This is a genomic window from Burkholderia sp. RF2-non_BP3, from assembly GCF_001522185.1.
Classification (GTDB): Bacteria; Pseudomonadota; Gammaproteobacteria; order Burkholderiales; family Burkholderiaceae; genus Burkholderia; species Burkholderia diffusa.
The window spans coordinates 24,748-49,628 of the sequence record NZ_LOSU01000012.1 but is presented as its reverse complement, the minus strand read 5'-3'; the positions used below and the strand labels follow the sequence as shown (position 1 = coordinate 49,628).

Below are 24,881 nucleotides of genomic sequence, written 5' to 3'. Positions count from 1 at the left end.
ATCCGGAGCGCTTCGCCGCCAGGAGAGCCGTGATGGAAACGACAGCTCCAGCCCGCGCCGCGCGTCCGCGCAGCATCGAACTCGACAACGACGACACGCACGACAGCACCGTCGACACCGATGGCAAGAATCGCGAGGCCGCGCGTCTCGCGAGCGGCCGCGCCTTCTCGCCCGACCAGATCACGCACAGCAACGCGTCGCTCGTCAACGCGATGCCCGAAGCCGGCGACGGCTTCGCCGGCTTCGACAGCCGGCCGGGCGGCAATCATCCGGCGTTCGCGCTGCGTGCCGGCTACATGGTGATCGAGAAGGGGTTCGACGCGCCGTCGCACGCGGGCGACGCGCTGTACGGCCCGGTTCACCGGATGTACGGCAGCGCTTACTGGCCCGGCCATGGACGCCGGCCGGAACGGGTGATCGAAATCACGCCGGTGCCGCGGTGACGCGCGCGGCGTTTGAATCGACCGTTCGTTTGGCGGGTCGGTGCGCGGCCGATGACCGATGGCGGCGGAGCGACGCGCGCGTTCGCGCGCCGGTCCTCCGAATCGGCGCTGGAATCGATATCGGCGCCGGGTTCGCGTTCGACACTCGGGTTTCGCGACGTCGATGCATCGGCGTTGATCGAAGTCACGTGATCGCGGTCCGGATGATATTCAATGCACACTCGCGACGACCGGCACGTCGCTGCAAAGTCCCCGCCGTTGGTTTACCCTGCCTCGCAGCGACGCACGGCCTGCTCGGCCGTTCCGCCGACTTCCGTTCAACCCGCCACCTGGAGACACCATGTACAAGCGCATTCTGGTTGCCATCGACGGCAGCGACACGGCCCGCCACGCGTTCGATGCCGCCCTCGCGCTCGCGAAGGAGCACGGCGCCGAACTGCAACCGTTCTACGTCGTCGAAAACGCCGCGATCTACTACAACGTGCCGGGCTACGATCCGTCCGTCCTGCGCGACCAGCTCATCGCGCAAGGCAATGCGCTCGCGGCGGAATTCAAGAAGCTGATGCAGGCGGCCGGCGTGAAGGGCGAGACGGTGACGAGCGAGGCGTCGTCGCTCAACGACGTGTCGACGCTGATCCTCGACGGTGCGAAAGCGTTCGGCGCCGATCTCCTCGTGCTCGGCACGCACGGCCGCCGCGGGTTCCGTCGCCTCGTGCTCGGCAGCATCGCCGAACAGTGCGTGCGGCATGCGACGCTGCCCGTGCTGCTGATCCCGGCCGCCGCGCATACGGACGATCAGGAAGGCTGAGCGGCGTCGGCGTCGGCATGCGTGCAGCCGATGCGATGCCCGCGACATGTGCGCGCGGTCGCGACGTTTTGTCACCCGACAGCGGCAACTTGCGGTGGGACAATGATTCGGTCGATTCAATGCCGGAGTAAACGATCATGTTGACGCCCGTCGCCACACGTCCCGCCGCCTCGTCCCATGCAGGCAACTGGGCTCCCCGCCAGGCACCGCACTGCTCGTCGTGCGCAATGCGGCACCTGTGCATGCCGCAGGGCCTCGCACCCGAAGCGCTCAGCCGCCTCGAATCAGTCATCTGCGCGGCGCGCCCGGTCAAGCGCGGCGAAGCGCTGTTCCGCGAAGGCGACACCTTCGACAACCTGTACGCCGTGCGCTCGGGTTCGCTGAAAACCGTCGCCACGCGCCACGACGGACGCGAGCAGGTCACGGGCCTGCACCTCGCCGGCGAAGCGCTCGGCCTCGACGGCATCTGCGACGACACGCACCCGCGCACCGCGGTTGCGCTGGAAGACAGCTCGGTCTGCGTGATTCCGTACAGCGCGCTCAAGTCGCTGTGCTCGGAAGCCGGCACGATGCAGCTGCGCATGCACAAGCTGATGAGCGAGCAGATCGTGCGCGAAACGTCGCAAACCATGCTGCTCGGCTCGTTGAACGCCGAAGAGCGCGTCGCCGCGTTCCTGCTCGACGTGTCGTCGCGTTACCTGAAGCGCGGCTACTCGCCGTCGGAATTCAACCTGCGGATGACGCGCGAAGACATCGGCAGCTACCTCGGCATGACGCTCGAAACGGTCAGCCGCACGCTGTCGAAGTTCCAGAAGCGCGGCCTGATCGAAATGCACGGCCGCCTCGTACAGATCGTCGACTTCGACGGCCTGCACCACGTCTGACCCCGCGCGGCGCGTATCCTGCGCGCCGCCGCTCGCCACCGTCCGCCGCGCCCGCTTCGATCAGTCGAGAAACAGCGCGGCGCGCGCCTTCAGCGCCGCGCTGAAATCGTCGAGCCAGCCGATCGACAAACGCCAGCTCTGCCAGTACAGGTCGATATCGACGGTCCGCCCGCGCGACATGTCGACCAGTTCGCCCGCCGCCAGTTGGCGATCGACCATCCGGTCCGGGCACATTCCCCATCCCAGCCCCGTTTCGCATGCACGCAGGTAGCCCGCGACGTGCGGGATCCAGTGTTGCGGCGGATCGAGATCCGCGCGCGTCACGCGCCGGATGAAGCGCGCCTGCAAACCGTCCTTCGGATTGAACATCACGCACGGCGCACGACGTAGCGCATCGCGCGTGATGCCCGCGCCGAAATAGCGGTCGTAAAACGCCGGCGAACACACCGCGCGATAGCGGATGCGCCCCAGCCGCGTCGACCGGCATCCCTGGATCGGCTCGGCTTGCGCGGTCACCGCGCCCTGCACGCTGCCGTCGCGAATGCGCGCGGCCGTGTAGTCCTGGTCGTCGATCACGAGGTCGAGCAAGGTCTCGCGCTCGGTGCAGAACGGCCCGACCGCATCGATGAACCAGGTCGCGACGCTGTCGTCGTTGACGGCCACGCGCAACATCGGCCATGCGCTTGCGATCTGGCCAGGCAATGCCGGCATCCGGCCACCCAGTTCGGCCTCGAGCAACTGCACGCGCTCCGTATGCCGGCAGAGCAACGCGCCCGACGTCGTCGCGACGCACGGCTGCCCGCGCTTGACGAGCACGCTGCCGACGCGCTCCTCCAACAGTTTCACGCGCTGCGATACCGCCGATGGCGTGACGTTCAGCTCCCTCGCCGCCCGTTCGAACGAGCCGTACCGGATCACCGCCGCGAGAGCGTCGAGCAATGCGTAGTCGAGCATTAGATTTCCTTAATCGGCATTAGATGAATTAGCTTCTCTTATGATCCGGCTGACCGCAGACTAGCGCCAACCGATTCACCCGTCTACTGCTCCATCACTTCCCATCATGAACTGGATCGCTTTTTCCCACGGCGCCGCCCTGTGCGGGTCGCTCATCGTGACCATCGGTGCGCAGAACGCGTTCGTGCTCCGGCAAGGCATCATGCGCTCGCATGTCGGCAAGATCGTGCTGCTGTGCGCGCTGTCCGACATGATCCTGATCGGCGCGGGCGTCGGCGGCGCATCGGTTCTCGTCGAGCGCTATCCGACCTTCGTCCACGTCGTGCTGTACGTCGGCCTCGCATATCTCGCGTGGTTCGGCATCAACGCGCTGCGTCGCGCGTTCAAGCCGGGACACGAAACGCTCGACGTGCGCGGCGATGCCGTCGCGCCGCCGCCGCAGAGCGCGGTCGCGATCGTGCTGATGACGCTCGCGTTCACGTGGCTCAACCCGCACGTGTATCTCGATACGTTCCTGCTGATCGGCACGGCCGGCGCGCGCGAGCCGGAAGGCTCGCGGCTTGCGTTCGCGATCGGCGCGATGGCGGTCAGCGTCGTGTGGTTCCTCGGGCTCGGATACGGCGCGCGGCTGCTTGCGCCGTGGTTCCGCAAGGCCGTCGCGTGGCGCGTGCTGGATGGCGCGATCGGCAGCATGGTGCTGTTTCTGGCGGCCGTGCAGTTGCGGTAACGGATTGGGGCGCCGATCGATCGCGGGCGGCAACTTTGCCGCCCGTTTTTCGTTCCGCTCCGTCGAAGTGGTGCGATACGCCTGCCTCCCTCCGGACGCCTCAAGATTCAGTTCCGGATCGAACGCCGCCGCACGGATCATCCATCTGCCGGACGGACAATCCGCCGTCCGCTGCACGATTCCGCTCGATCAGCGAGAATGTTCCGGTGTCCGCGACAACGGCGAAAGCGCTCCGCCCGTTCGCCTTCCCGTCGCATTCATCCCGGCCAATCCTGTCGTTCATCCCGTCACCCCTCAGATTCCGGAGAGCAACATGGCACTACGCACCCTCGGCACGTCGGACATCCAGGTTTCCCCGCTCGCCTTCGGCGGCAACGTCTTCGGCTGGACCGTCGACGAGAACGCATCGTTCGAACTGCTCGACGCGCTCGCCGACACCGGCATCAACTTCATCGACACGGCCGACGTCTATTCGGCCTGGGCGCCCGGCAACAGCGGCGGCGAATCGGAAACGATCATCGGCAAGTGGCTCAAGCGTTCCGGCAAGCGCGATCAGGTCGTGATCGCGACCAAGGTCGGCCTGCTCGCGACGCGCGCCGGCCTGACGAAGGACAACGTCCTGAAGGCCGCCGACGATTCGCTGCGCCGCCTGCAGACCGACTACATCGACCTGTATTTCTCGCACCGCGATCTCGCCGACACGGCACCGCTCGACGAAACGCTCTCCGCTTACCAGACGCTGATCGACGCGGGCAAGGTGCGCATCATCGGCGCGTCGAACTACAGCGGCGCACGCCTGCGCGAAGCCGCCGACGTCAGCAAGCGCAACGGCCTGCCCGCGTATCAGGTGATCCAGCCGGAATACAACCTGATCGACCGCGCCGAGTACGAGCGCGATCTCGAACCGGTCGTGCGCGACCTGAAACTGGGCGTCGTCAACTACTACGCGCTCGCGAGCGGCTTCCTGTCGGGCAAGTACCGCAGCGAAGCCGACCTGAAGAAAAGCGTGCGCGGCGATCGCGTCGCCCGTTATCTCGATGCGCGCGGCCTGCGCATTCTCGCGGCGCTCGACGACGTATCGGCGAAGCACGGCACGCAACCGGCCGCGATCGCGCTCGCATGGCAGATCGCGCGGCCGACGATCACCGCACCGATCGCGAGTGCGACGTCGCTCGGGCAGCTCGCATTGCTCGGAGAGGCGATCCGCGTGCGGCTCGACGAGGAAGACATTCGCAAGATCGACGCAGCGACCGCGGTCTGAAGACCCCTTGATGCGCCGGGCGATGCGCAGGCAGCCTGTCTATCTCGCTTGCTCGACGCAAATCGGAACATAGCGTTCTGCACTGCCAACTGTTTTGCCGAAATCGTAGATCCGGCACAATTTCGCGAGGGCGTGCCGGCGGCCCCCTACGCCGACACGTCCCGATGGATCGATCGTGCACTCCAGGATTCCGCTCCGGTCCTGACCGCGCAAGCGCCGCGTTTCTTCGAGCGCACGAGTGGCAGCAGCGAGCAGCAGAAGCTCATTCCCTACACGCGGGCTTTTCTCGAAGAATTGCAGTTCGTGCTGATCGTCTGGCTCTCCGATCTGCATCGCGCCGTGCCCGGCGTCGCGGCATGTTGATCACTGCGCTCGCCTTCCCGTCGCCATAACCCATCATCAGCGCCAGCGCGGTCTGGACCCAGATCGAGCTTGAGGCTGGCCCGTGGCGGCGTCCACGGTCACCGCAAAGTCACGATGGAGTCGCGATATCGCGGTGGTCCGCTCGGGGTGGTCGGCAACGCATTGAACTTCCGTCGCTGCGAAAGGCAGATTGCCGTGTATCCGGTCGCGGCTGGTGGAAGGACTGAATACCGCAAAAAAACCCACCTTCCCTGTGTAGGTTCGCAGAAAAGGTGGCCTCTGCTGTCCAGATGAATCAATGGCTTGGGCACCTTTTCTGAGAATTTCCCCCTGAAGAAGTGGCAGAAAAGGTGACCTTTTCCTATAAAATTCGCAGAAAAGTTGACCCCCGAAGGAAGAACACCCTAATACCGCTTAAAAATCAAAGGCTTGCTTCTAGGTTGAATCTCGCAAATGCTATGCCGTCTACCAAGGGGCGAGAATAACGAGCATACGCACACTGCAAGGTTTCCTCAGCCATCGTTAGGCACGTCCTGACAAGCTTCCCGCGACGAAGTTGTTGCGCTCTTGCCCCTCGTGCTCGCCCGCCGATCTCGATCGATGCATCTGAATATTGTTAACTGTTAGGCCATCGTAAGTCGTTGTTCTGGTGCGTGCTTCCGCGACGAACAGTTTGTGGCTCCCCGCGTTAGACGTCCCTCTGCGGGGCAAGAAGACAATCTTTCCCGAGACTGCGGCCTGCAGTGTTGCGCCCCCTGACGCAATGCTTCATTGATAGAGGCCAGCCTCGTGATGTCGGCATCAATCGAGCATTTGCGTAAGTCAAGACCTGATCTCTCAGTCAGCGTCAGATCAGGTGTGAGATTGCTTCGCCGTCACTTCATCAAGGGCCGTGATCGACCCGTTTGAGCCACCCGGCCCCACACGAAGGCAACGGCCGTTTCTGGAAGGCTAACGGCCATTCGGCTGCTTCGGTTTAGTTGAAGCACACGTAGTCAACGTATGCGCCCAGTTCGTCAATTGGGCGGGCGTACTCGAGCACCCCAGCATCCGAAGAGATCAAGATCAGCGGCGATGCTGGATTCGCCGGCAGGCCGCCCGCCACCAGCCATGGAGCGCGGCTCGGAATAGGACCACCTAGGACCGCAGTCTCGCGGCGCAGGCCAAGTAGCTCGCGGATATGAGCTTTGCTGGCATTCATATGCTTACAGCTGAAGCCTGCTACCAGTTCCTCAAACGACGGATACGAGTCCATTGGTAGTGGAACGAAGACACCGACATCAATCTCGTGTCGACTTGAGAGAGCGTCGTCCGGACCTCCGGCTCTGTAGCAACTCAGTGTCGAAACTTCAACCGAAAGCCAAACTTCGCCCTCCGGTGCATTCCCACGACTAAGCTCAAAAAATGTGAATTTTCCCTTGTTCGCTTTCGCGGGAGCTCCAGCGAGCTTGAACTTCTCCACCATTCCGGGGCTGACGGTGCTGACTGAACCTGGATAGGCGTCCAGTACCTCAGCAAGAACGACTATTTCATACAGCTTGGCCTCAGAGGCCTGGTCTTCAAAGGTATAGCTAGGGGCATTGCTTGCCATGCTCAGCAGCGCCTCAACCATCTCATTCATTTCGGGCGGTGCTTTTTGGGTTTTACTCGCGCCCTTTCTGGGTTTCGCCATCTCTATCCCCTTTCCCGACGGCTGAATATTTTATGATCAGGCATCAAACTGCCGCGCAGCTTCTCAATGATTTCTTTCTGCCGCTTGTTGCGTCTGGCTGGTTTTCGTAGCAATGTGGACAACTCTTGCCCATCTCGCGCTCCACCAACGAGAACAACGTCTTTGAACTCAGAGCCCGCCCGTTGATTAATACGCGCAAGGGCGCGATTCAGAGTGACAGCGCTGGGCCGATCTGCCAATTCGATAAGCATTGAAATCGCCGTGCGATACTGTGCGTTCAGGCGACTCTCAGGTCCTTCTCCCGTGACTCTTTCGATGTCATCGAGCGAATCGAGCAATCGATCAAAAAATGCTCGATGTTTTCCCGAATATTCCCGACAATATGCTTGAATTTTGGCAACTGCGGCCTGCATTTCCTCACGTGTTGGCATACGCCTTCCCCGCATAGCATCATATTCACAACGCTGGATCGCCTAACGTCGTCCGACGGCTATGGCGCCATCATACTTCGACCTGTTCCAGCATCTCAAGGACGTCTACGCTAACGCAGACGTGGCGACCCATGCGTTCCAGCGCTGTACTCCGGGTGGTAGAAGTACCGTTCCAAAGTTGCTGACCGCACCCGGCAGTTCGTTGCTCGCCGACGTTCAACCCGCGCTGCATGTGTAACGTATTCTCATCACCGGACCCAGTCCCCGGTTCACCCTGTTGCAACTCGCTCAGGCGTGACATAACACATCGACGCCCCTAAAAGCTATCACTTGATCCCATAGATCCTGGCACGCCGGGTAAAGGCCTCCCGTGCCCCCTCCAGGATCTTGCATGCGGCATCCCGCGCATCGGTATCGTCGATCGAACCACGAGCCACAATCTTGCTGTGATCACTGTTGCTCTTAAAGACAATCAATTGTTCGGCATCGCCGAGGACAGCAATATTCGCGTTGTGCGTGACGATGATGACCTGCCTTCGTTCTTTCGCGCGACGAAGGACTGGCACAAAAGTGTGGAAGATGAATTCACTGTCCAGGTTATCCTCCGGCTGATCGATGATCAGCGGGCGCTTGCTATCCGACGACAGGATCAGTGCGAGCAAAACCGATTGCTGCTGACCAAGCGAGAGCTGGGAAAAATCGCGCTGCGCATATCGGACGTTCGCCCCCTCCCCGACGCGTCGTGTCACGGTCAACCTCGGCAGATCGTCGACATGGCATTGTTCAAGCGCCGCACGAATAGACGGTTCGCTGAGCTTCTCCAGAATTTCTCTGGCATCAGCATTCGAAAACGGCTGAACACCGTCTTCGATTCTGATTGACGTCAGTGGCGCAGTTTGGGATTTCGCAATCGCGCCGAGCAGTCCTGGCACCGTCAGCTTTTCGACAATGACACGCGCCTTGTAGTGATTCACCGTTCGCCAGCTCAACGCAGATGCGATGATGCCCACCGCCTCTTCGGAAAATCCGCTTTCCACGTATTGCAATTTCACCTGCAAGTCCGAGAGCACCTCCGCGAGCGCGCGCGACGCCTTGATTGCATAGGCCTGTCGCAGTGCTGCAACCGTCTTGCGCGCCTGCCACCGCTTCTCAAGAATAGTCGCATGCTCGCTACGCAGAGCCTTCAAGTGCGGCTCCCACGTCTTGAGGTTTGTCAGCAGTTTCTGCTGCTTCGTTTCTTCTGCCGTCAGCTTCGTGACATGCGACATATCTAGCTTGACGCCTTGCGCCTCCAGCGCGACCCGCTTTGCCTCAATATCTTCGCGAATCGGACGTTCGTTGGTCATCCATCTGGTAATCGATGACGTCGTCGTGGCGTTGAGTTTCGTATACGCTGCTGCGATAGTGGCCTGCGCCTGCTTTACCGCTGCAGCGAATTCGTCCAGCGCTGAGACGATCTCCGCCGCCTCGTTACGTCCTGTGACGACGTCACCGGCATCGACAATCGACCGAAGGGCTGCTCCTGTCTCGGTGAGCGACGCATCCTCGACCAATTCCTTCAGATCTCCCAGTTTCTCCTTCAGTTGTTCCCGCTTTGCCTTTTCGATTGCCAGGCTGCGCTGCAGCTTGATCACTTCAGCGCCCTTTGCGGCCTCGAACAATTTCAACTGCTGCTGCACCACGGTCAATGAACGCTGCGTCTGCGGGATGGCTGCGACGTTCTTCTCTGCCTCGACAATCTTGTTACGCTGCGCCTCTAGGTCGTCCCGGATCAGATGCTCCTCCCCGATCGCGTCGTGAACTCCTGTAAAGGTATCAAGGTACTTCATAAGCGCGAGCGGATCACCCTTCGCCTGCTCGCGAACGCGGGCCGCTTCGCCCTGTCCAAAACAGTCGAGTCCGAATTCGATCGGCCCATCTAGTGGATCATCGAGGTTTGTCAAACTTCCGCCAATTGCTCTCGACAACGAGTGCTGCTGGCCGGCCTCGTCCTGCCAGAACAGGTGCAACTGATGTGGCCATACCTCTGAATCGACGACCTCTGCACCGGATTCGGTGCCCGTCAGGCAGCGCACGGCCTCAAACGTCGTGGATTTCCCGGTTCCACGACCGCCAATAATGCAGTTCAGGTTACGGCTGAAATGAATGGTCTGCCCTGTCAGAAAGCCGCCACCGATCTTCATCCCCAGAATGAACGGCGTCGCGGCAGGTACCTCATCTTCCAGGCGAATACGGGAGTCCCCCTCTTCCAGCGCATGGCGCAAACCATCAAACGAAGGGGTCGCCATCTTGTAGCGGGTGAGCTTGCGATCCTGACTGGCGTTGCGGCCAAGGGCGTTCACCGTGTGAGAGTCGGAACTAAGGATGCGCGCCAGATACTGGCGCTCGCCCAGACCCAGCCGTTCGATTCGCTGCCGGCCAATATTCGCACGCACCTGATCAGGGTCATCCGGCGCATATCGCACCGGTGACGCCGCGCTGCTGAGTTCGATCCCGAGCAAGGCGTCGTGACAGATGATGTCCGTCTTGTGGGGTGAGCCACCAGGATAGTTAGTTTCCAACCCGTTACCGCCGTCAACGTGAGCGAGAACACAAAAACCGCCCAAGCCCCGCGCTATATCAAGACATGCGTGCATCGAATTACGGCAGCGACTGTTGGGAAGACCGCGATCGGCGAGGTCAAGGCGGCCGTGAAACTGGGTTAGCGCTGCCACTGAAGGGAAATAACAGAGCAAATGTCCTTCGGGTGTGGATAGCTCGACGGCAGGAATAACGAGAACGCCAACGGCGTTCCCTGCCGTCACCGCTGCCTGGACATTCCCGATCTCGTTGTGGTCGGCAATCGCGATGATCCGCAGGTTCTCCTGCACCGCCGTATCAACGATGGCCTGAGGCGTCATGGCCTTGTCAGTGACATCGTGGGACGCGGGATAGGAGTGGATATGGAGGTCGCCCCGGTAAAAATGCGCGCCGTCAGACTCCACCAGACATTCTTGCAATTTCTCTGCCATGTTGATTTTCCTTATATGCGGCATCGACAGCCCCGTTATGCGCCGATCGCCTGCATAGTATCGCGCCTAGGCGCGATACTTGCGAACCGTCCATATCCTTGCAGGGCAACCGGCGCGCTAATTCAGCAGGCTGACGCGTGCGGCGATGTCCGCTTTCCGATTGCTTTAGCCGTTCGAATGTCCGGCCGGCGCTTCCGGCGGATGGCTCATGATGGCCGAACGCGGCCGGCCGCCGCTCTGTGACGCGCGACCGACGCAGATCGACCCGTTTCCGTCATCCGGCACAAGCGCCTGTATTGGCTGTTCTCAGATGTCCACCGGTCAATTGGCTATGGATATTTGCGTGCCAAGGCAGCGTGTGTGGCGCAATAAAAACCTCCCTTTTTCTCGACAGCGCCTGCTGTCATCCAACGTTGCGCAGAGCACCGTGCCGCGAGTGGCCTTGCAAGGACAGGCGTCGACGGTCGATGGCCGTTTTGAGATGAAGGGCGCCCAGATGCCGGCGTCTTGCCTTCCCACGCATCGAAGGGGACGTGTTGATCTGATTACCGCCGATGGCTTTGTCAAATATGGCATAGCGAAGATTGCGACGCAGGATGGGGCGCGACAAAGTACGCGATTCCTGCGGCACCAGGCCACGTGGCCGAGTAGGTCGAGCCGACAGCAGATGCAACCGTTCATCAAATGACGCTAAAAACGGTCCAGGTACCGCCTCCCCCGTCAATCTCCCACAGAAGCCGTCCGTGTTGATGCTCAGCCGCGGTGGAAAAAATGAAACCAACGAGAAAGAGAACGTTCGTGTTGTCATCACCGCGAACCATGACCCCCTTGTTGAAGTCCTGTGTCCATTTACCCTTCGGGTAGGGCAACCATTTGTTGGGCGATGCCTCGTGCCAAGTCCCATCGCCATTGAGCTTAATGCCTTCTGACGACTCATGCCACGAGAGCGTGCACTTCAGTGCAATAAACCGATTGGACACGTCTTTTCTCCATAAAGGCCGATGCAAAGTGGCTTCAGTATTGGTTATAGGTCTTTTTCATCGAAATGGAATGAACCACTGGGCAACGTGCTCGTGGCAGGGAGCGCAACTATTGCGGGCCCTTAACCAACATCAAATAGCTTCGAATGACCGAAATGCATCGAGCTTCTGCCATATGTCACTAGCCAGCGAGCGTCGCTTCTGGCCGGCTACCGCCCAACACGGTCGGCAGAACTCGACCCCGAACGGCCGTTTGACCCATGTTAAGCAACGTCCGCTTCTGTTCCACACGCGGTCGCCCAGCCATCAAGCGTCGAACGAATCGACGGGCCCAATGAAGTCCTTCTTTACGAGGTCGACGCCATTCGCTCGCAGGATGGCGTAAGCCATCGAAACATGAAAGTAAATGTTCGGAATCACGATCTGTAGCAAGTAGTTTTCTCCGGTCAGCTTGCCGGGCACCCACGATACTTTCACGATCCGACTGGCCGCATCGGCGTATTGCGCGGCCGTCACGCTTACGGCAAAGTCGATCGTATTGCGCAGGCGCGCACGCGCTTCATCCAGCGTTTGCTCGTTGTCTTCGTGTTGCGGAGGCTCCTGCCCCGACAGCCACGCGGCGCCGCCCTTCAGATAGTCGCAGGCGCTTTGTATCTGATAGAGCAATCCGCCCATGTCGGGCGCGAGTCGCGTCGACAGCAGGACGGCGACATCGAACTTCTTCGCGTTCGCAAAGCGTTCGGCCTTGTTCAGATATGTCTCCATCGACCGGACTGCCTCGATGCATTGCGCGATAGCCTGTGCATACATGGTGAATCTCCAGAATCCGATGCGGATGGATCCGAGCCTCTGCCGGCCACTTCCTCTACAATACCGCGACGAAATTCTCGTTGAGTGAGCGCAGTGGACCGACTGGAAGCCATGGAAATGCTAGTGAGCGCGGTGGACGGCGGAAGCCTGTGCCGCATTCTGCCGGCTTTCAGCGCGATCGCTTCGCGCCCGGTGCAGCGCGCAGTTCAGACGCCGTGAGGCAGAATTCACTGTTGTCTGCGAGGCGCGCGATCATGAAGTCGATAAACGTTCTCACACGCACCGGTTGCTCGGCTCGATGACGGTAGTAGATGTAAATTGACTCGCGCTCGGTCATATATTGTGTGAGCAGCGGTACGAGCCGCCCAGCGCGAATGTGGGAAACCGCCGAAAAGCTGCCGAGCTGACCGATCGCGAGACCGGCCACGACGGCTTCCGTTTCCGCGTCGATATCGTTCGCGCACAGCGACGCTGCGATCTCCCGATACACGATCTCGCTGCCGATCTGAAACTCCCACGGCGCCTGCTTACCGGTGTTCGCGCGCCGGTACCCCGAGCAACGATGAGCACCGAGGTCGTCGATGGTTTTCGGCTTGCCATGCTGCTCGATGTACGCTGGTGATGCGCATACGATCAGTTGAATCGGCAGCAGACGCCGTGCAATCGCGCCTTCGGAAGGGGGCGATCCACCACGAAACCCCACATCCGCGCGATCGGTGACGAGGTCGGTGAAGTGATCGTCGAAACGGACATCCAGTTGAACGTCGGGATAGAGCGCCGCGAATTCGAGGATGGACGGCCAAAGCACCGCTCGCGCGAGCGCCGCCGGCGCGCTAACCCGCAGCGGGCCCGCGACTTCCTCCTTCGAGCGGCGAGCGTCGTCGATCGCCGCCGACAGCATGGTCAGCGCCGGTTCTACGCCTTGCAGCAGTCGTTGTCCTTCTTCCGTCAGGCTCAGCTTGCGCGTGGTCCGGTGAAACAGCCGCACGCCCAGTGACTTTTCCAACTGCATGACTGCGTGACTGGCCGCTTGCGGCGAGATGCCCAGGTCGACGGCCGCCCTGCGAAGATTGCCGAGCGCCGCGGCGCGGGCAAAGATCGAAATCGCTCGGACCTCGTTCATCGGCGGCTCCTGATTCGCAAATAAAAGTTGATTATCAGTCTAGCAAACGACGGCTAGTGTGTGTCAATCGCTCGTCCTATGCTTCGTTCACCTTCACCGCGAACATAGGAGCACATCATGAGCAACGTTACGAAACAGCAGTTCAAGCGCGTCTGGTTCATTACGGGCGCATCGCGCGGTCTCGGCGCGCTGATTGCGCAAGCGGCGCTGGCAGACGGCAATGCTGTCGTGGCCGCAGGACGCAACGTCGCCGCGATCAGCGAGCGTTTTGGCGAATCGCCTGCGCTGTTGCCGGTCGCGCTTGACGTTACCGACGAGGCGCAGGCCAAGGCTGCCGTCGCCGCGGCCATCGGGAAGTTCGGCCGCATCGACGTGCTGGTCAACAACGCGGGGTTCGGCCTGCTCGCGGCCGTCGAGGAATCGGCCGACGCAGAGGTGCGCCGCATGTATGACACGAATGTCTTTGGCCTTCTGAATGTAACGCGCGCGGTGCTGCCGGTTATGCGCAAGCAGCGCTCGGGGCACGTAATCAACATGTCATCGATTGGCGGTTATCGCGCGGCCGCCGGGTTCGGCGTGTATAGCTCGACGAAGTTCGCTGTCGAAGGCATTACGGAAGCCCTTCACGCCGAGCTCAAGCCGCTTGGCATTCATGCGACCGTCGTCGAACCGGGCTACTTTCGCACCGATTTTCTCGATGCGTCTTCGCTCGTCGTCGGCAAGGAAATCATCGACGACTATGACGAGACGTCCGGCAAGGTACGCCGCCTGGCAGTCGAACTGAATCACAATCAGCCCGGGGACCCGGAGAAACTCGCGACGGCGCTCGTCACCCTGGCCGATGCGCAAACGCCACCGCTGCGTCTGCCGCTCGGAAGCGACACGCTGAAGGCGATCGCGGACAAGAACGCTTACGTGACAACGGAAACGGAAACGTGGAAAGCGTTGTCAGCATCAACGGACTTTGCTGTCTGAGTCACGCTTGATTCGACGAAAGCGGATCACGGCGGCACCGCTGCGACGGCAGCGGTGCCGTGGTCGCAACGCGTTTCAGAACATCATGCAGGGCATCGACGACTTGCTGATTCTTTGAGCGCAGCGCCCGCTTGAATGTCCGTCTGAGAGTAGCCGCAAGCGGCCGAAGCTGGCCGAACGACGCCCGATGCGGTCGGCAGAAGCCGACCCGAAACGGACTGACGCCGATTCCGGAAGCGGCCATTCAAAAGTGCCTAGTCGAGCCGCCGTTGGGCGCATTGACTTTGACGCAGGTTGCCGCAAGCAGAGAGAGTCAACGTTCCCGTTAGTTTGGTCAGCTCTTCCGTCGCGTCGCCCAGCGACGCGCATGTTTTTTTCATGTGGCTCAACGGGAGCGCTTCGCGGCACGCGCCGGCGCCGCGGCACGAGCAGTCAACTGGGGATTAAGCAGTATCACCGGCACGGGAGCGACGTGAAGAAATTGGCGTTTTTGCAAGAGCGCGCAACGCTCGATTTTTTGTCGGTGCGACGCGTGCCGCTGGCCCGGCCAATGCCCCGCGAGCAGTACCATGTGATGGAACGCCTCGGCGAAACGTTGCATGTTCGAGCCGTTGTTCGCGGAGGTCGGTACAGGCGTCGCCCCGCTGTTTTGCGTCACGCCGATCGTTGACGGCATGCCCACCATCGACGTGAGCGTGCGGCTGGGGGCGCTCAATGTGTCAAAACTGCCTGTTGGCGTTGCGGGGCCGGGGAAGATGGACGACTACTTGTTCAAGTACATTGACGAGGAAGCCGGCACCTTCAACATGCCCGCCCTAATCCACGACGACTATTTCAAAGCCATACGACTGATGTTTAACAACCGGCACTTCGTCTCCTGCCTCAAACTGCCGATGTCGATACGTCAAAGCGGTTCGGGCGGCCGGACTGCTCGAGTCGGAGATGACCGACCGCATCTTGCGGATGCAGTATCAGCGTCCTGGACGCGTTCAACGATGTGCGCAACAACAAGAGCTTGGCGCACGATAACGCGATCCTGAACCACAGCGAGGCTCTGCCATGTCGGTGCGTCGATCCGGTTCATTCGAACGCTGGAAGGGCGCGCGGTGGCCCGATTGCGTTGAACGCTGCGTCCGGGCCCGGACTGTGTAAGGCCGCTACAATGAGGAAAAATCTAAGCCGACGCGGCCGTGCTCGGGTGAACAGCCAGTTGCGGGGATCGGGGGCGTATGACGTACCGCTGAACCAGCGGCTCACGACCGGCAGACTGACGCACCGCATGACGCTTGCCAACAATCGGGAGATCGCATGATGGACCGCAACGATTTGCTCGAACGCCTGACTGACGAAAAGATGCCCCAACGCAAGGCGGGACGTTAGAGAAAACAAGTTATGCGCCGAAAAATTCGACTTAAAAGACGCGCCGGAGGTTTTCGAACCGATGTGCCCCGATACCGAGTCCAACTGTTCAGCCCGAACGGAATGTATCTGCGGGGCACTTGCTGCAATTCGTGCGGTCTCTTCCACGCCGACGAGGACATGGCTTTTGCCGTGACCCACGGCAGTGGATGGCCCGACTTCGAGCATCTCCCTTACAGTGAGGTCGACTGGCTAGAGCCCGAGGTCGTGCGGCTTTTGGGATCGATAATGCTCGCGGAAGACGAAGATGGCTCCATTCTTCGCCGCTTCTATCCGGTGCCGCATGCGGGGTTCGAAATCGACGAAGAGAGGCTGGACCTGACTAACTCCACGACGGCCAAGCTCGTGAAGGCCGCGCTTGTCGACACAATCGACAGAGTCGAATGGCCGCCGTACATACGTGCAAACTGGGAGGCATGCCTCGGCCGAAGCTTCGACCTGATCGATCCGTCGGCTTCGAGTAAAAGGCTACAGCGCCGTTACTATGCGGCCTTTTCGCACGAAAACCATATCCTCATGCGAGGCATCCAAGCCTTAATTAAATCGGACATGCTCGCGCGCCATCTCGAGTTCCAAGAGGAAGCAACGATCGCGGCTTTCATCGCCCTCGATGCGTCGTTCGAGATGGTCATCCGTCACTTGCGACAGACTGGCTTAAAGAATCCGGGTTCCCGCGAAGCCGGTGACTGGTTATACAAGACCTTCGATGAACCCCTTGGCCTCTCCGCGGCACAAGGCCTCAAATATTTCGAGGAATTCTACGAACAGAGAATTCAGACTATCCATCCGGGGAGCCGCTTCGGGGACGCTCCCTTCGCACCGGTGATGACCGATGACTGGGTTCACTTGCGCATAATGCTTCCGCAAGTTTTCGGATATCTGTTGCTTCAGGAGCACGCGCCGCACTTCATGCGACGGGTTGAAGAAGCAAAGCGTCTAGGATGATCACCGGATCGTCCTTCGGGTGTCTAGCCTCCCCGCCCTCGCTGCTCTGGCCTTGAGATCGACGCTCGACCACGCGTTCGTCTAGCCAGAATACGGACTCAGCGCGGGCACCAACTCTTAATTCTGGCGAAAATTTCACGAATCCCAGCCACCCCTCCAGCCGGCGCCAGGCACTCGGCATCCGGTCAGGGCTATTCAATTACCTCTTGGCGGCGGGCTACCTTGCTGGCAACCCGCTCACGCTTTCGGCGACGGCGCGCAGCGATTACCTCGCCTATCCGGCGCGTCGAGCGCTATCTCGACACACCGCTCTGGCAGATCATCGAGTAGCCTGACGCTCGGCCTAACAGGCGTTTTCAAATGTAGCACCGCATCGCAGTAAACGAACGATCGGTTTCCGTTTCAATAATACGTACGCGCGCCAGAGTGGACTATCGACCGGCGCGCTTGCAAGTGCCGCTTCCTCGTTCACGTGGTCAGTATGGTGACAAGAGCAACGGCGGAATCACCAGCAAGTTGGCCACCGTTGTTTTCTGCAAGAGCCACCTTCGCTCCTGGGCGTTGCCGCGCACCCGCCGTGCCGCGCAATTGCTGCGTGAGTTCGACGATCTGCGCAACCCCAGTCGCCCCAACTGGGTGACCTCTTGACAGTAAGCCTCCGCTTGGATTGACCGACACACGGCCTCCAATATCGGTGTCACCCGAGCGGATCAGCTTCGGCGCGTCGCCAGTCGCGCACAGACCAAGGTTTTCATAGTGGATGAGTTCAGCCGGCGCGGACGCATCGTGCAGTTCGACGACGTGCACGTCCGACGGACCAATGCCCGCCTGTTCATACGCTGCATTTGCCGCACGCACTGCAACCAGTTCGCCGGATCCATCCCCCTTAGCCGACACGATCGAACTCGCGCGAATGAACACCGGACGAATGTCTCGGGTTGCCGCGTAGTCCTCGGAGCAGATAAACACGGCTGCACCGCCGTCACCAATCGACGAGCACATGAATAGCGTCAGCGGATCGCTGACCATCCGGCTCGCTAGTACTTCTTCGATACTCGTTTCATTGCGGAACTGTGCATACGGGTTCAGCGAACCCGCGCGGCGGCTCTTAACGACCACGCGTGCGAAATCGCTCGCATCGGCGCCGGTCTTTTCCATCCATTTGCGCGCCTTTGCTGCGTACAGGTCCATGAACAGCGAACCCGTGCCGGTCGTCATGCCTTCGGGCAACGGTTCTTCGAGGTCAACCGCCTTCGCGAACGCGCCGAAAGAAACCGACTTGTCGTGGTGTGTGAGCTTTTCCACACCGACGACGAGTGCCGTTTCACACTGTCCGGACGCCACCGACAGCCACGCGAGGTTCAGTGCCGAACTGCCCGACGCGCACGCGTTCTCAATGTTGTACATAGGCTTGCCGTCGAGACCAGTATTGCGCAGCGACGATTGCGCGCGAATCATCTCCTGCCCCGTCACGACTCCGGCTGCCGCGTTGCCGAAAAACACGCGCTCGACATCGTTTGCCGTCACGCACGCGTCCTTCAATGCGAGCGATACCGCCTCTTCAGCGAGCGACTTGAGATTGCGATCGAGAAATTTTCCAAAGGGCGTCATACCGACGCCGCCGATTACGACCTTCCGCATCATTTCCTCCAAACGATTAACATCCGACGATCCTTCGATGACTTCACCTGCGCATCGCACTCAATCGAGTACCTTTCCGCGAGTCTCCGGCATCCGTGCGTAGACGACGAAACCTGTTGCGCAAACGACCGCCACATAGATCCACAGGTACTCCGACAATCCTGAATTCGACATCGCAGTCACGATGTAGGGAAGCGTTCCGCCGAAGAGGGCCGCCGAGACCGCATATGGCAGCGCGACGCCGGTGGCGCGCACCTGTACCGGAAACTGCTCTGCCATCACCGATGCACACGTCGCAGCGAAGCCGGTTGACAGCAGCATGCCGATCGTCGCGATGGTCGCCGCGTTCCAGAAGTTATGCGACAGAAAATGCAGCGCCGGCCACGCGAACAGCGCGGAGCCGCCCGCAAACGCGAGCAGTACCGGTTTGCGACCGATCCGATCCGATAACATGCCGACGAACGGGATCGCGATCAGCGACACGACGATCGAGATCACGCTTGCATTGAACGCGTCGTGCAGCGGCAATCCGGTGCGCAGATGAACGAGCGTCGGAAACATAACGAGCCACAGATAGTTGCAAAGATTGCCCGCCATCGCGATGCCGATCACGCGCAGTGCCGCTCGCCGGTGCTCGCGGACGACCGCGACAAACGGATGCCGCACACGGCGATGACCCGCGCTGGCATTCGTGAACGCATCGGTTTCGGCGACGGTGAGACGAACCCATAGCGCGACGAATCCCATCAACCCGGCAATCCCGAATGCGACACGCCAACCCCATTCGGCCATCGCGGCGGTATCGATCATTGACATCAGCGCAGTGCCGATTGACGCGGCGACGAGTACGCCAGCATTCACCGCAAAGTGCTGCCATGAGCCTGCAAAGCCGCGCCGCGATGGCACCGACGATTCGATCAGGAACGTCGACGCCGAGCCGAATTCGCCTCCTGCCGCGAACCCTTGCGTGAGCCGCGCGAGCACGAGAATGACCGGTGCCGCCATTCCGATCGAGCCATAGCCGGGGCAGATTGCGATCACAAGGGAGCTTCCCGCCATCAGGGCAACCGACAACGCGAGTCCGTCCTTGCGGCCGTGCCGGTCCGCGAACGCGCCGAGCACCGCACCGCCGATCGGCCGCATCACGAAACCGACCGCAAACACGGCGAACGCGGACAGAAGAGAAACGCGGTTGTCGTGCGCAGGAAAGAAGTGCCGCGAGAACAGCGCGGCGAACGTCGCGTAGATGAGCCAGTCGGTGAACTCGACTATCGTGCCGAGCGTCGCTGCGGCGATCGCCTTTTTCTGCGCGCGCGTGAGCGGTGCCGCTGATGTGCCGGCAATGCTCGGAAGAGTGGTGTCCATGTTGTCTCCGAATTTTTTGGTGACGAATGCGCCGACAACGCGGCACATGCTGAAAGTGCCCGACCGGTTACTTTCTGGATGCAGATTAGGCCGGCACATGCACGCATCGTAGGTTTCGCATCCCATCGCACGCAAACGACTTTTACTTCGCTTTCGATTGAGATTATTTGAAGCGAAGCAGGGATACGCGCGCTGCAGCGCAGCGCGATCTCGATTAATCGGAAGTCAATCGAAGCCGCGAAAAATGTCGTTTGATTGTGAGTCGCGGCGGGCCATAGCATCGGTCGTACAGGCTTCCCCTTTCACGGAGACAAAAGACATGACTACTTCACTCCCCGACCCGTCAACCGAGGTCGCAATCGTTACCGGCGGTGCAAAAGGCATCGGTTTCGGCATCGCTGCCGCGCTCGCCCGCCAAGGGCGCCGTGTCGCGCTTTTCGATCTCGACCGCACCGCGCTCGATCAGGCGACTAGCGCGCTCACCGCAGCTGGCTCGGATGTAATAGGGTTGCCCGTCGACGTCACAAGCGGAAGCTCCGTCAACACCGCCATAGAGACAGTGCTCGAGCGTTTCGGCCGCATCGACGTTCTGGTGAACAACGCAGGCGTCGTGCGCGATAAACGAATCACGAAGATGACCGAGGAAGACTGGGACACGGTCATCGACGTGAATCTGAAATCGCAATTTCTGTGCTGCCGCGCGGTGCTGGCGCCGATGAGCGCACAACGCTACGGGCGCATCGTGAACATCTCGTCGCGTGCATGGCTCGGAGGTATCGGGCAGTCGAATTATTCCGCCGCGAAGGGCGGCGTGATTAGTCTCACGCGCAGTCTCGCGCTCGAGTGGGCGGGTTCGGGCATTACTGTCAATGCTGTCGCGCCGGGTATCGTCGATACGCCGCTGTTCCGTACATTCGATGTCGAGCTTCAGCAGCGGTTGCAGAAGTCAGTGCCAGTGCAGCGCATCGGCACGCCCGATGACATCGCGCACGCCGTGCTGTTCTTCGCGCAGCGTGACGCGTCGTATATCACCGGACAGACACTTTATGTCTGTGGCGGGCGTTCGTTGTCGTCACCGAGCGTTTGAAGGAGCGAGCCATGGCGATTCACTATAATGTGTCGGACCACGTGGCCATTGTTCGACTGGACCGACCGGACGTCATGAATGCACTCGACCTCGACAGCCTGAGTGCACTACGCGACACGCTCGCCGCCGCGCGCGACGACGACGATGTGCGTGTGATCGTGCTCACCGGCTCCGGAGATCGGTCGTTTTGCGTCGGCGCCGACCTGAAGAACACGTTGCCACCTTCGACGAACTTTGGTTCATCATTCGTCAAATCGATCGATCGTGCCGCCGCCGAGGGCATCTACGTGCGGCTACTTGATCTCAGTTCGCTGCGCCTTTTCAAGCCGATCGTCGCTGCGGTCAACGGCTATTGCCTGGGGGGCGGGCTGGAACTTGCATTGCAGTGCGATTTGCGGATCGCGTCGACAAACGCGGTGTTCGGTCTGCCCGAAGCCGTCGTCGGCAGCATCCCCGCCGTATGCGGCATTCAGGCGCTTCAAAAGGCCGTACCGTCGGCAATCGCGATGAAGATGCTGTTGACTGGCTGCAAGATCGACGCTGCGTATGCCGAGCGCGTGGGATTGGTATCGGACATCGTCGAGCCGGAGATACTCCTCGACGAGGCGCTCAAGCTCGCGCACGCCATCGCGGCGAACGGGCCGCTCGCGGTGCAGATGATTAAGAAAGTCGCGGAGACGAGCAGCAACGTACCGCTCGCGCAAGCGCTCGAATTCACCGAGCTCGCGTGGGGTGCAATGCGCGATTCAGAAGATCGGGTCGAAGGTCGCAAGGCCTTTGCAGAGAAGCGCAAGCCCCGCTTCACCGGACGCTAGATGTTCGGTGCCGGACGAGTCAGCGTTGGGCGTCGGTGACCGACAGCAGCCAATCGCGGAACGCGGCGAACTCCGGTTTCGACAGATGCTCGTGGGGGTACACGAGGTAGTACGTGAACGCGCCGAGATCGAGCGCGAACGAAAACGGCATTACGAGCGCGCCCTCGCGCAGCTGGTCGGCGACGAGCGCGCGTTGCGCGATCGCGATGCCATGCCCTTGCGCCGCAGCGAAGTACGCGAGGATCGAACTTTCGTAGCTGAGTCCGCCCAGCGGATTGACGCCGCGCACGCCGGCCGCGTCGAGCCATTTGGACCAATCCTCGCGTCGCGCGAGCGAGTGCAGCAGTGGCACGTCGCGCAGGCGCTCGGGCGTGCCGTCGGTCAGGTCCGGATGCGCGCGCAGAAACTCCGGACTACACACGGGAACGAGTTCGTTCGCGATGAGGCGATCGTAACCGACGTCGGACGACGGCGTATGCGAAAGGCGAATCGCAGCGTCGACGTCTTCGACGTGGAAGTCGACCGGCTGCAGCGACGTCGTCAGGCTGACCTCGATGTCCGGATGTTCACTATGAAAAGTCGACAGCCGCGGCAAAAGCCAGTTCATCGAGAACGTCGTATAGCCACGGATCTTGAGCGTGCGTCGGCGACGCGCTTCGGTGAGGTTGATCGTCGCGGTTCGCATCGTTTCGAAGCCGCGCACGATATCAGCAAGGTACCGCTCCCCGACCGGCGTCAGCGCAATCGATCGATGACCGCGTTCGAACAGCTGTACGCCGAGCTGCTCTTCCAGGAGCTTGATCTGCCGGCTCACGGCGGCCGGCGTGACGTTTAGCTCGTTCGCCGCGAGTTGCACGCTGAGCAGGCGCCCGCATACCTCGAAGGCTCGCAGTGCATTAAGTGACGGAAGGGTTCGCATCGGAAAATGTTAGCACGCGCGTCACATTGCGCGTGTCGGGGAAGCCCCTAGAACGGCGGGCCTCGCTCGATTCAGTAAATGTCAATCCTATGCGCAAGAAATGTCGTTTGTCCGCCGCTTCCGCGAACCGTATCGTTGATTCAACGACAACCCGTAAGATTCAAGGAGACAGCGATGCTCGATGGTATGCGAGTACTGGTCTGCGGTACGCGCAACGCAGTGACACTCTGCGCGACGTTGCTCGAGCGCGCCGGCGCACGGATCACCCTAGCTGACACGCTAGGACCCGACGAGTCCGCGCATGACGTAATCGTCGTTTCGTCCGACGGATGGACTGCCGACCGGAAAGCCGCGATTATCGCCCTGAAGGCTGCCGGCACCCATATCGTGTGCGACATCACGGCGACGGGGCCGCACGGGCCGTACGCGAATGCTGCGCGGTCGGACGCGCAGATCCAAGCGATCGGCGGGCTTATGGACACGACTGGCTTCTCGGAGCGTGAGCCGGTCAGGGTCGGTGTCCCGTTCACCGAAATCTCGGCGTCACTGTATGCCGCCGCGGCGATCGCTGCCGCCTGGCGCGTCAAACGCTTGCGCTGCATCGTACAGAACATCGACGTCACACTCCTCGGCTGCGCGGCAAGCGCGCTCACGACATTTCTGCCGGCCGCGTTTGCTCGCGATACCGTTACTCGCGTCGGCAACCGCCATCCCGCGTGTGCGCCGTGGAACGCGTATCGAACGCGCGACGGCTGGATACTCATCTGCACCAGTACCGAGGAGCAATGGCGAAAGATCGCATGCGTGGCCGGCGTGCCGCAGCTCGACTCCCGTCGCTTCGCAACTTTGGCCGATCGGGTGCGCAACGTCGATGAACTAGACGTATTAATCGAAACTTGGACGTCGACGCTATCCACCGACGAGTGCGCGGCTGTCTGCGAGCGCATCGGCGTTGCGGCCGGGCCCATTGCGACAGTGACCGGCTTGTGCTCTGAGCCGAACTTCCGGGTTCGACACGGGGAGGCGGCAGCTCGGATTGAAACGAACGGCATCGACGGTGACACATATCGTCACGTGTCGATCTTCGGTGTGTCTTCTCTCACTGCCGACGAAGATGTCACAGCGGGAACTTTTGCGGGCAATGTTGCGTGCGCGGCCGATGCGGGCCCGCTAGCCGGCGTGAACGTCGTCGAGATCGGTCAGTACACGACCGCGCCGCTCGTCGGCAAGCACTTGGCGGCGCTGGGCGCGACGGTCGTGAAAATTGAACCTCCCGAAGGGGAAGTCGCGAGAACGTGGCGACCTGGGCAGACCGGCACGAGCTATTTTTTTGCACTGAACAATACCGACAAGGACACCATCTCGCTCGACCTGAAGCAGGAAGCCGGACGCGCGCATCTCCGTGCGCTTCTTGCTGACGCCGACGTGCTCATCGAGAACCTGCGGCCCGGCGCGCTCGCGAAACTCGGCTTCGGACGGGACACGCTCGGCGAGATTAATCCGAGCCTGATCTACTGTTCGATCTCGGGTTTCGGAGTCGAGTCGGCATATCCCGAGCGACCCGCGTTCGACACCGTGATTCAAGCAATGAGCGGCCTGATGGACCTGACGCGCAGCAACGGCGAGCCGGTCAAGCTAGGCGCTTCTGGTGCGGATATTCTGGGGGGACAAGCCGCACTGCTCGCGATCGTCGCGAATCTGGCCGGGCGCTCGTCGCGGCGCGGCACGTTCGTCGAGATCGCAATGCAGGACGTTGCCGCGTGGTCCGCACTATTCGCGGCGGGCAATCCCGGGCCGTGTGGCGTGGCCGTCCGATGTGCCGATGGTTACGTATGGCTCGAAGGCGACGACTGTCGTGATACGTCGGAGCTTGCTGCTTACACAGATGAGATCGGATGCGGCACGCAGACGCGGACGTCAGCCGTCGTCGCGCTCGCGAACGTCGGCCTGCATGCCGTGCCGATCGTTCCTGTGCACGAGCTGATGGAGAACGGCGACTTTCTTGCGGACGCACTGTGTGTCGCACGGGACGCGAACGGCACTTTCTGGCCGGTCGTGAAGCTGCCGTACAGGCTGTCGCGCACACCGGCCCGCATTCGGGCCGTGCCGGTCGCACCGAGGTCGGAGGCGACGCACGACACATGCGGGCGCGCGGCGTGAATTGCCCGGCGCGGAACCGCATGTAATACACGCATGTGGATGCGACGCACCGCTAGCGTCCCAAGCCGTCGGCCGCAACCGCATCGGT

The 24,881-nt window shown here is 61.1% G+C and carries 23 protein-coding genes and 1 pseudogene; 13 read left to right on the top strand and 11 right to left on the bottom strand.

Annotation, left to right across the window (positions count from 1 at the left end; genetic code table 11):
- Positions 1 to 32 precede the first annotated feature (32 nt).
- From WS45_RS05635 to fnr, 3 genes are all read left to right on the top strand, one after another.
- A complete protein-coding gene (locus tag WS45_RS05635) occupies positions 33 to 443 on the top strand; it encodes a DUF3005 domain-containing protein (RefSeq protein ID WP_059698676.1) in 411 nt (136 codons plus the stop codon).
- A gap of 340 nt (positions 444 to 783) precedes the next feature.
- Entirely contained in the window at positions 784 to 1,251 is a 468-nt protein-coding gene (locus WS45_RS05630) for a universal stress protein (RefSeq protein WP_059533566.1), read from the top strand.
- Between the two features lie 137 nt (positions 1,252 to 1,388).
- Positions 1,389 to 2,135, top strand: a complete 747-nt coding sequence (gene fnr / locus WS45_RS05625) for a fumarate/nitrate reduction transcriptional regulator Fnr (protein WP_059447453.1) — start codon at positions 1,389 to 1,391, stop codon at positions 2,133 to 2,135.
- Between the two features lie 60 nt (positions 2,136 to 2,195).
- Here the strand turns inward: fnr and WS45_RS05620 are convergent, their stop codons facing one another.
- Positions 2,196 to 3,089 carry a LysR family transcriptional regulator ArgP gene (locus WS45_RS05620; RefSeq protein ID WP_059533564.1) on the bottom strand — a complete coding sequence of 298 codons (894 nt, stop codon included), beginning with the start codon at positions 3,087 to 3,089 and terminating at the stop codon, positions 2,196 to 2,198.
- A gap of 106 nt (positions 3,090 to 3,195) precedes the next feature.
- On the opposite strand from WS45_RS05620, the gene WS45_RS05615 reads away from it, so the two are divergent.
- From WS45_RS05615 to WS45_RS05605, 3 genes and pseudogenes are all read left to right on the top strand, one after another.
- Positions 3,196 to 3,816: a LysE/ArgO family amino acid transporter gene (locus tag WS45_RS05615; RefSeq protein WP_059533562.1), complete on the top strand. Its 621-nt coding sequence runs from the start codon at positions 3,196 to 3,198 to the stop codon at positions 3,814 to 3,816.
- A 313-nt stretch (positions 3,817 to 4,129) separates the two neighbouring features.
- Entirely contained in the window at positions 4,130 to 5,077 is a 948-nt protein-coding gene (locus WS45_RS05610; protein WP_059698674.1) for an aldo/keto reductase, read from the top strand.
- A gap of 27 nt (positions 5,078 to 5,104) precedes the next feature.
- Positions 5,105 to 5,440, top strand: a pseudogene (locus tag WS45_RS05605) (GH3 family domain-containing protein); the annotation flags it as partial.
- Positions 5,441 to 6,416: 976 nt separating this feature from the next.
- Here the strand turns inward: WS45_RS05605 and WS45_RS05600 are convergent.
- From WS45_RS05600 to WS45_RS05595, 3 genes are all read right to left on the bottom strand, one after another.
- Positions 6,417 to 7,112: a hypothetical protein gene (locus WS45_RS05600; protein WP_059698669.1), complete on the bottom strand. Its 696-nt coding sequence runs from the start codon at positions 7,110 to 7,112 to the stop codon at positions 6,417 to 6,419.
- Between the two features lie 2 nt (positions 7,113 to 7,114).
- Positions 7,115 to 7,543, bottom strand: coding sequence for a hypothetical protein (locus WS45_RS34755; protein WP_156437045.1), 429 nt, complete (start codon positions 7,541 to 7,543; stop codon positions 7,115 to 7,117).
- Positions 7,544 to 7,869: 326 nt separating this feature from the next.
- Positions 7,870 to 10,554: a TrlF family AAA-like ATPase gene (locus WS45_RS05595; protein WP_059698667.1), complete on the bottom strand. Its 2,685-nt coding sequence runs from the start codon at positions 10,552 to 10,554 to the stop codon at positions 7,870 to 7,872.
- Between the two features lie 208 nt (positions 10,555 to 10,762).
- On the opposite strand from WS45_RS05595, the gene WS45_RS34750 reads away from it, so the two are divergent.
- Positions 10,763 to 11,242, top strand: a complete 480-nt coding sequence (locus tag WS45_RS34750) for a hypothetical protein (RefSeq protein WP_156437043.1) — start codon at positions 10,763 to 10,765, stop codon at positions 11,240 to 11,242.
- Here the strand turns inward: WS45_RS34750 and WS45_RS34745 are convergent.
- From WS45_RS34745 to WS45_RS05585, 3 genes are all read right to left on the bottom strand, one after another.
- Entirely contained in the window at positions 11,235 to 11,534 is a 300-nt protein-coding gene (locus tag WS45_RS34745; protein ID WP_156437041.1) for a hypothetical protein, read from the bottom strand. The genes WS45_RS34750 and WS45_RS34745 overlap by 8 nt on opposite strands.
- 306 nt (positions 11,535 to 11,840) lie before the next feature.
- Positions 11,841 to 12,344 (bottom strand): DUF1993 domain-containing protein, encoded by a 504-nt coding sequence (locus WS45_RS05590; RefSeq protein WP_059698664.1) that lies wholly within the window; start codon positions 12,342 to 12,344, stop codon positions 11,841 to 11,843.
- Between the two features lie 169 nt (positions 12,345 to 12,513).
- Positions 12,514 to 13,467: a LysR family transcriptional regulator gene (locus WS45_RS05585; RefSeq protein ID WP_059698662.1), complete on the bottom strand. Its 954-nt coding sequence runs from the start codon at positions 13,465 to 13,467 to the stop codon at positions 12,514 to 12,516.
- Between the two features lie 117 nt (positions 13,468 to 13,584).
- On the opposite strand from WS45_RS05585, the gene WS45_RS05580 reads away from it, so the two are divergent.
- Positions 13,585 to 14,442 carry an oxidoreductase gene (locus WS45_RS05580; RefSeq protein ID WP_059698660.1) on the top strand — a complete coding sequence of 286 codons (858 nt, stop codon included), beginning with the start codon at positions 13,585 to 13,587 and terminating at the stop codon, positions 14,440 to 14,442.
- A gap of 385 nt (positions 14,443 to 14,827) precedes the next feature.
- Here WS45_RS05580 and WS45_RS34740 read toward each other — a convergent pair whose 3' ends face one another.
- Positions 14,828 to 15,043 carry a hypothetical protein gene (locus tag WS45_RS34740; protein ID WP_156437039.1) on the bottom strand — a complete coding sequence of 72 codons (216 nt, stop codon included), beginning with the start codon at positions 15,041 to 15,043 and terminating at the stop codon, positions 14,828 to 14,830.
- Here WS45_RS34740 and WS45_RS35580 point away from each other — a divergent pair.
- Both WS45_RS35580 and WS45_RS05570 read left to right on the top strand, forming a co-directional pair.
- On the top strand, positions 15,042 to 15,482 hold the full coding sequence (locus WS45_RS35580) for a hypothetical protein (protein ID WP_059698658.1): 441 nt from the start codon (positions 15,042 to 15,044) through the stop codon (positions 15,480 to 15,482). The genes WS45_RS34740 and WS45_RS35580 overlap by 2 nt on opposite strands.
- Positions 15,483 to 15,981: 499 nt before the next feature.
- Positions 15,982 to 16,806, top strand: coding sequence for a hypothetical protein (locus WS45_RS05570; RefSeq protein ID WP_156437037.1), 825 nt, complete (start codon positions 15,982 to 15,984; stop codon positions 16,804 to 16,806).
- Positions 16,807 to 17,274: 468 nt separating this feature from the next.
- Here WS45_RS05570 and WS45_RS05565 read toward each other — a convergent pair whose 3' ends face one another.
- Both WS45_RS05565 and WS45_RS05560 read right to left on the bottom strand, forming a co-directional pair.
- Positions 17,275 to 18,450 carry a thiolase family protein gene (locus tag WS45_RS05565; RefSeq protein WP_179950356.1) on the bottom strand — a complete coding sequence of 392 codons (1,176 nt, stop codon included), beginning with the start codon at positions 18,448 to 18,450 and terminating at the stop codon, positions 17,275 to 17,277.
- Between the two features lie 57 nt (positions 18,451 to 18,507).
- The gene (locus WS45_RS05560; protein WP_035488449.1) at positions 18,508 to 19,812 is read right to left on the bottom strand and encodes an MFS transporter; all 1,305 of its coding nucleotides are present in this window, start codon (positions 19,810 to 19,812) and stop codon (positions 18,508 to 18,510) included.
- Between the two features lie 319 nt (positions 19,813 to 20,131).
- Here WS45_RS05560 and WS45_RS05555 point away from each other — a divergent pair, with 319 nt between their 5' ends.
- Together WS45_RS05555 and WS45_RS05550 are read left to right on the top strand one after the other, a co-directional pair.
- A complete protein-coding gene (locus tag WS45_RS05555) occupies positions 20,132 to 20,899 on the top strand; it encodes an SDR family oxidoreductase (RefSeq protein WP_006405183.1) in 768 nt (255 codons plus the stop codon).
- Between the two features lie 11 nt (positions 20,900 to 20,910).
- Positions 20,911 to 21,714 (top strand): enoyl-CoA hydratase/isomerase family protein, encoded by an 804-nt coding sequence (locus WS45_RS05550; RefSeq protein WP_006405184.1) that lies wholly within the window; start codon positions 20,911 to 20,913, stop codon positions 21,712 to 21,714.
- 19 nt (positions 21,715 to 21,733) lie between these two features.
- Here the strand turns inward: WS45_RS05550 and WS45_RS05545 are convergent, their stop codons facing one another.
- Complete coding sequence (locus tag WS45_RS05545; RefSeq protein WP_006405185.1) at positions 21,734 to 22,633, bottom strand: LysR substrate-binding domain-containing protein; 900 nt, start codon at positions 22,631 to 22,633, stop codon at positions 21,734 to 21,736.
- Positions 22,634 to 22,807: 174 nt separating this feature from the next.
- Here WS45_RS05545 and WS45_RS05540 point away from each other — a divergent pair, with 174 nt between their 5' ends.
- Positions 22,808 to 24,793, top strand: a complete 1,986-nt coding sequence (locus WS45_RS05540) for a CaiB/BaiF CoA-transferase family protein (protein WP_059698654.1) — start codon at positions 22,808 to 22,810, stop codon at positions 24,791 to 24,793.
- Positions 24,794 to 24,881 lie beyond the last annotated feature (88 nt).

What these genes read in the sequence shown, in the direction of transcription:
- WS45_RS05635 (WP_059698676.1), top strand. Translation starts at nt 33, where the DNA reads ATGGAAACGACAGCTCCAGCCCGCGCCGCGCGTCCGCGCAGCATCGAA.
- WS45_RS05630 (WP_059533566.1), top strand. Translation starts at nt 784, where the DNA reads ATGTACAAGCGCATTCTGGTTGCCATCGACGGCAGCGACACGGCCCGC.
- fnr (WP_059447453.1), top strand. Translation starts at nt 1,389, where the DNA reads ATGTTGACGCCCGTCGCCACACGTCCCGCCGCCTCGTCCCATGCAGGC.
- WS45_RS05620 (WP_059533564.1), bottom strand. Translation starts at nt 3,089, where the DNA reads ATGCTCGACTACGCATTGCTCGACGCTCTCGCGGCGGTGATCCGGTAC.
- WS45_RS05615 (WP_059533562.1), top strand. Translation starts at nt 3,196, where the DNA reads ATGAACTGGATCGCTTTTTCCCACGGCGCCGCCCTGTGCGGGTCGCTC.
- WS45_RS05610 (WP_059698674.1), top strand. Translation starts at nt 4,130, where the DNA reads ATGGCACTACGCACCCTCGGCACGTCGGACATCCAGGTTTCCCCGCTC.
- WS45_RS05600 (WP_059698669.1), bottom strand. Translation starts at nt 7,112, where the DNA reads ATGGCGAAACCCAGAAAGGGCGCGAGTAAAACCCAAAAAGCACCGCCC.
- WS45_RS34755 (WP_156437045.1), bottom strand. Translation starts at nt 7,543, where the DNA reads ATGCCAACACGTGAGGAAATGCAGGCCGCAGTTGCCAAAATTCAAGCA.
- WS45_RS05595 (WP_059698667.1), bottom strand. Translation starts at nt 10,554, where the DNA reads ATGGCAGAGAAATTGCAAGAATGTCTGGTGGAGTCTGACGGCGCGCAT.
- WS45_RS34750 (WP_156437043.1), top strand. Translation starts at nt 10,763, where the DNA reads ATGATGGCCGAACGCGGCCGGCCGCCGCTCTGTGACGCGCGACCGACG.
- WS45_RS05590 (WP_059698664.1), bottom strand. Translation starts at nt 12,344, where the DNA reads ATGTATGCACAGGCTATCGCGCAATGCATCGAGGCAGTCCGGTCGATG.
- WS45_RS05585 (WP_059698662.1), bottom strand. Translation starts at nt 13,467, where the DNA reads ATGAACGAGGTCCGAGCGATTTCGATCTTTGCCCGCGCCGCGGCGCTC.
- WS45_RS05580 (WP_059698660.1), top strand. Translation starts at nt 13,585, where the DNA reads ATGAGCAACGTTACGAAACAGCAGTTCAAGCGCGTCTGGTTCATTACG.
- WS45_RS35580 (WP_059698658.1), top strand. Translation starts at nt 15,042, where the DNA reads ATGTTCGAGCCGTTGTTCGCGGAGGTCGGTACAGGCGTCGCCCCGCTG.
- WS45_RS34740 (WP_156437039.1), bottom strand. Translation starts at nt 15,043, where the DNA reads ATGCAACGTTTCGCCGAGGCGTTCCATCACATGGTACTGCTCGCGGGG.
- WS45_RS05570 (WP_156437037.1), top strand. Translation starts at nt 15,982, where the DNA reads ATGGCTTTTGCCGTGACCCACGGCAGTGGATGGCCCGACTTCGAGCAT.
- WS45_RS05565 (WP_179950356.1), bottom strand. Translation starts at nt 18,450, where the DNA reads ATGATGCGGAAGGTCGTAATCGGCGGCGTCGGTATGACGCCCTTTGGA.
- WS45_RS05560 (WP_035488449.1), bottom strand. Translation starts at nt 19,812, where the DNA reads ATGGACACCACTCTTCCGAGCATTGCCGGCACATCAGCGGCACCGCTC.
- WS45_RS05555 (WP_006405183.1), top strand. Translation starts at nt 20,132, where the DNA reads ATGACTACTTCACTCCCCGACCCGTCAACCGAGGTCGCAATCGTTACC.
- WS45_RS05550 (WP_006405184.1), top strand. Translation starts at nt 20,911, where the DNA reads ATGGCGATTCACTATAATGTGTCGGACCACGTGGCCATTGTTCGACTG.
- WS45_RS05545 (WP_006405185.1), bottom strand. Translation starts at nt 22,633, where the DNA reads ATGCGAACCCTTCCGTCACTTAATGCACTGCGAGCCTTCGAGGTATGC.
- WS45_RS05540 (WP_059698654.1), top strand. Translation starts at nt 22,808, where the DNA reads ATGCTCGATGGTATGCGAGTACTGGTCTGCGGTACGCGCAACGCAGTG.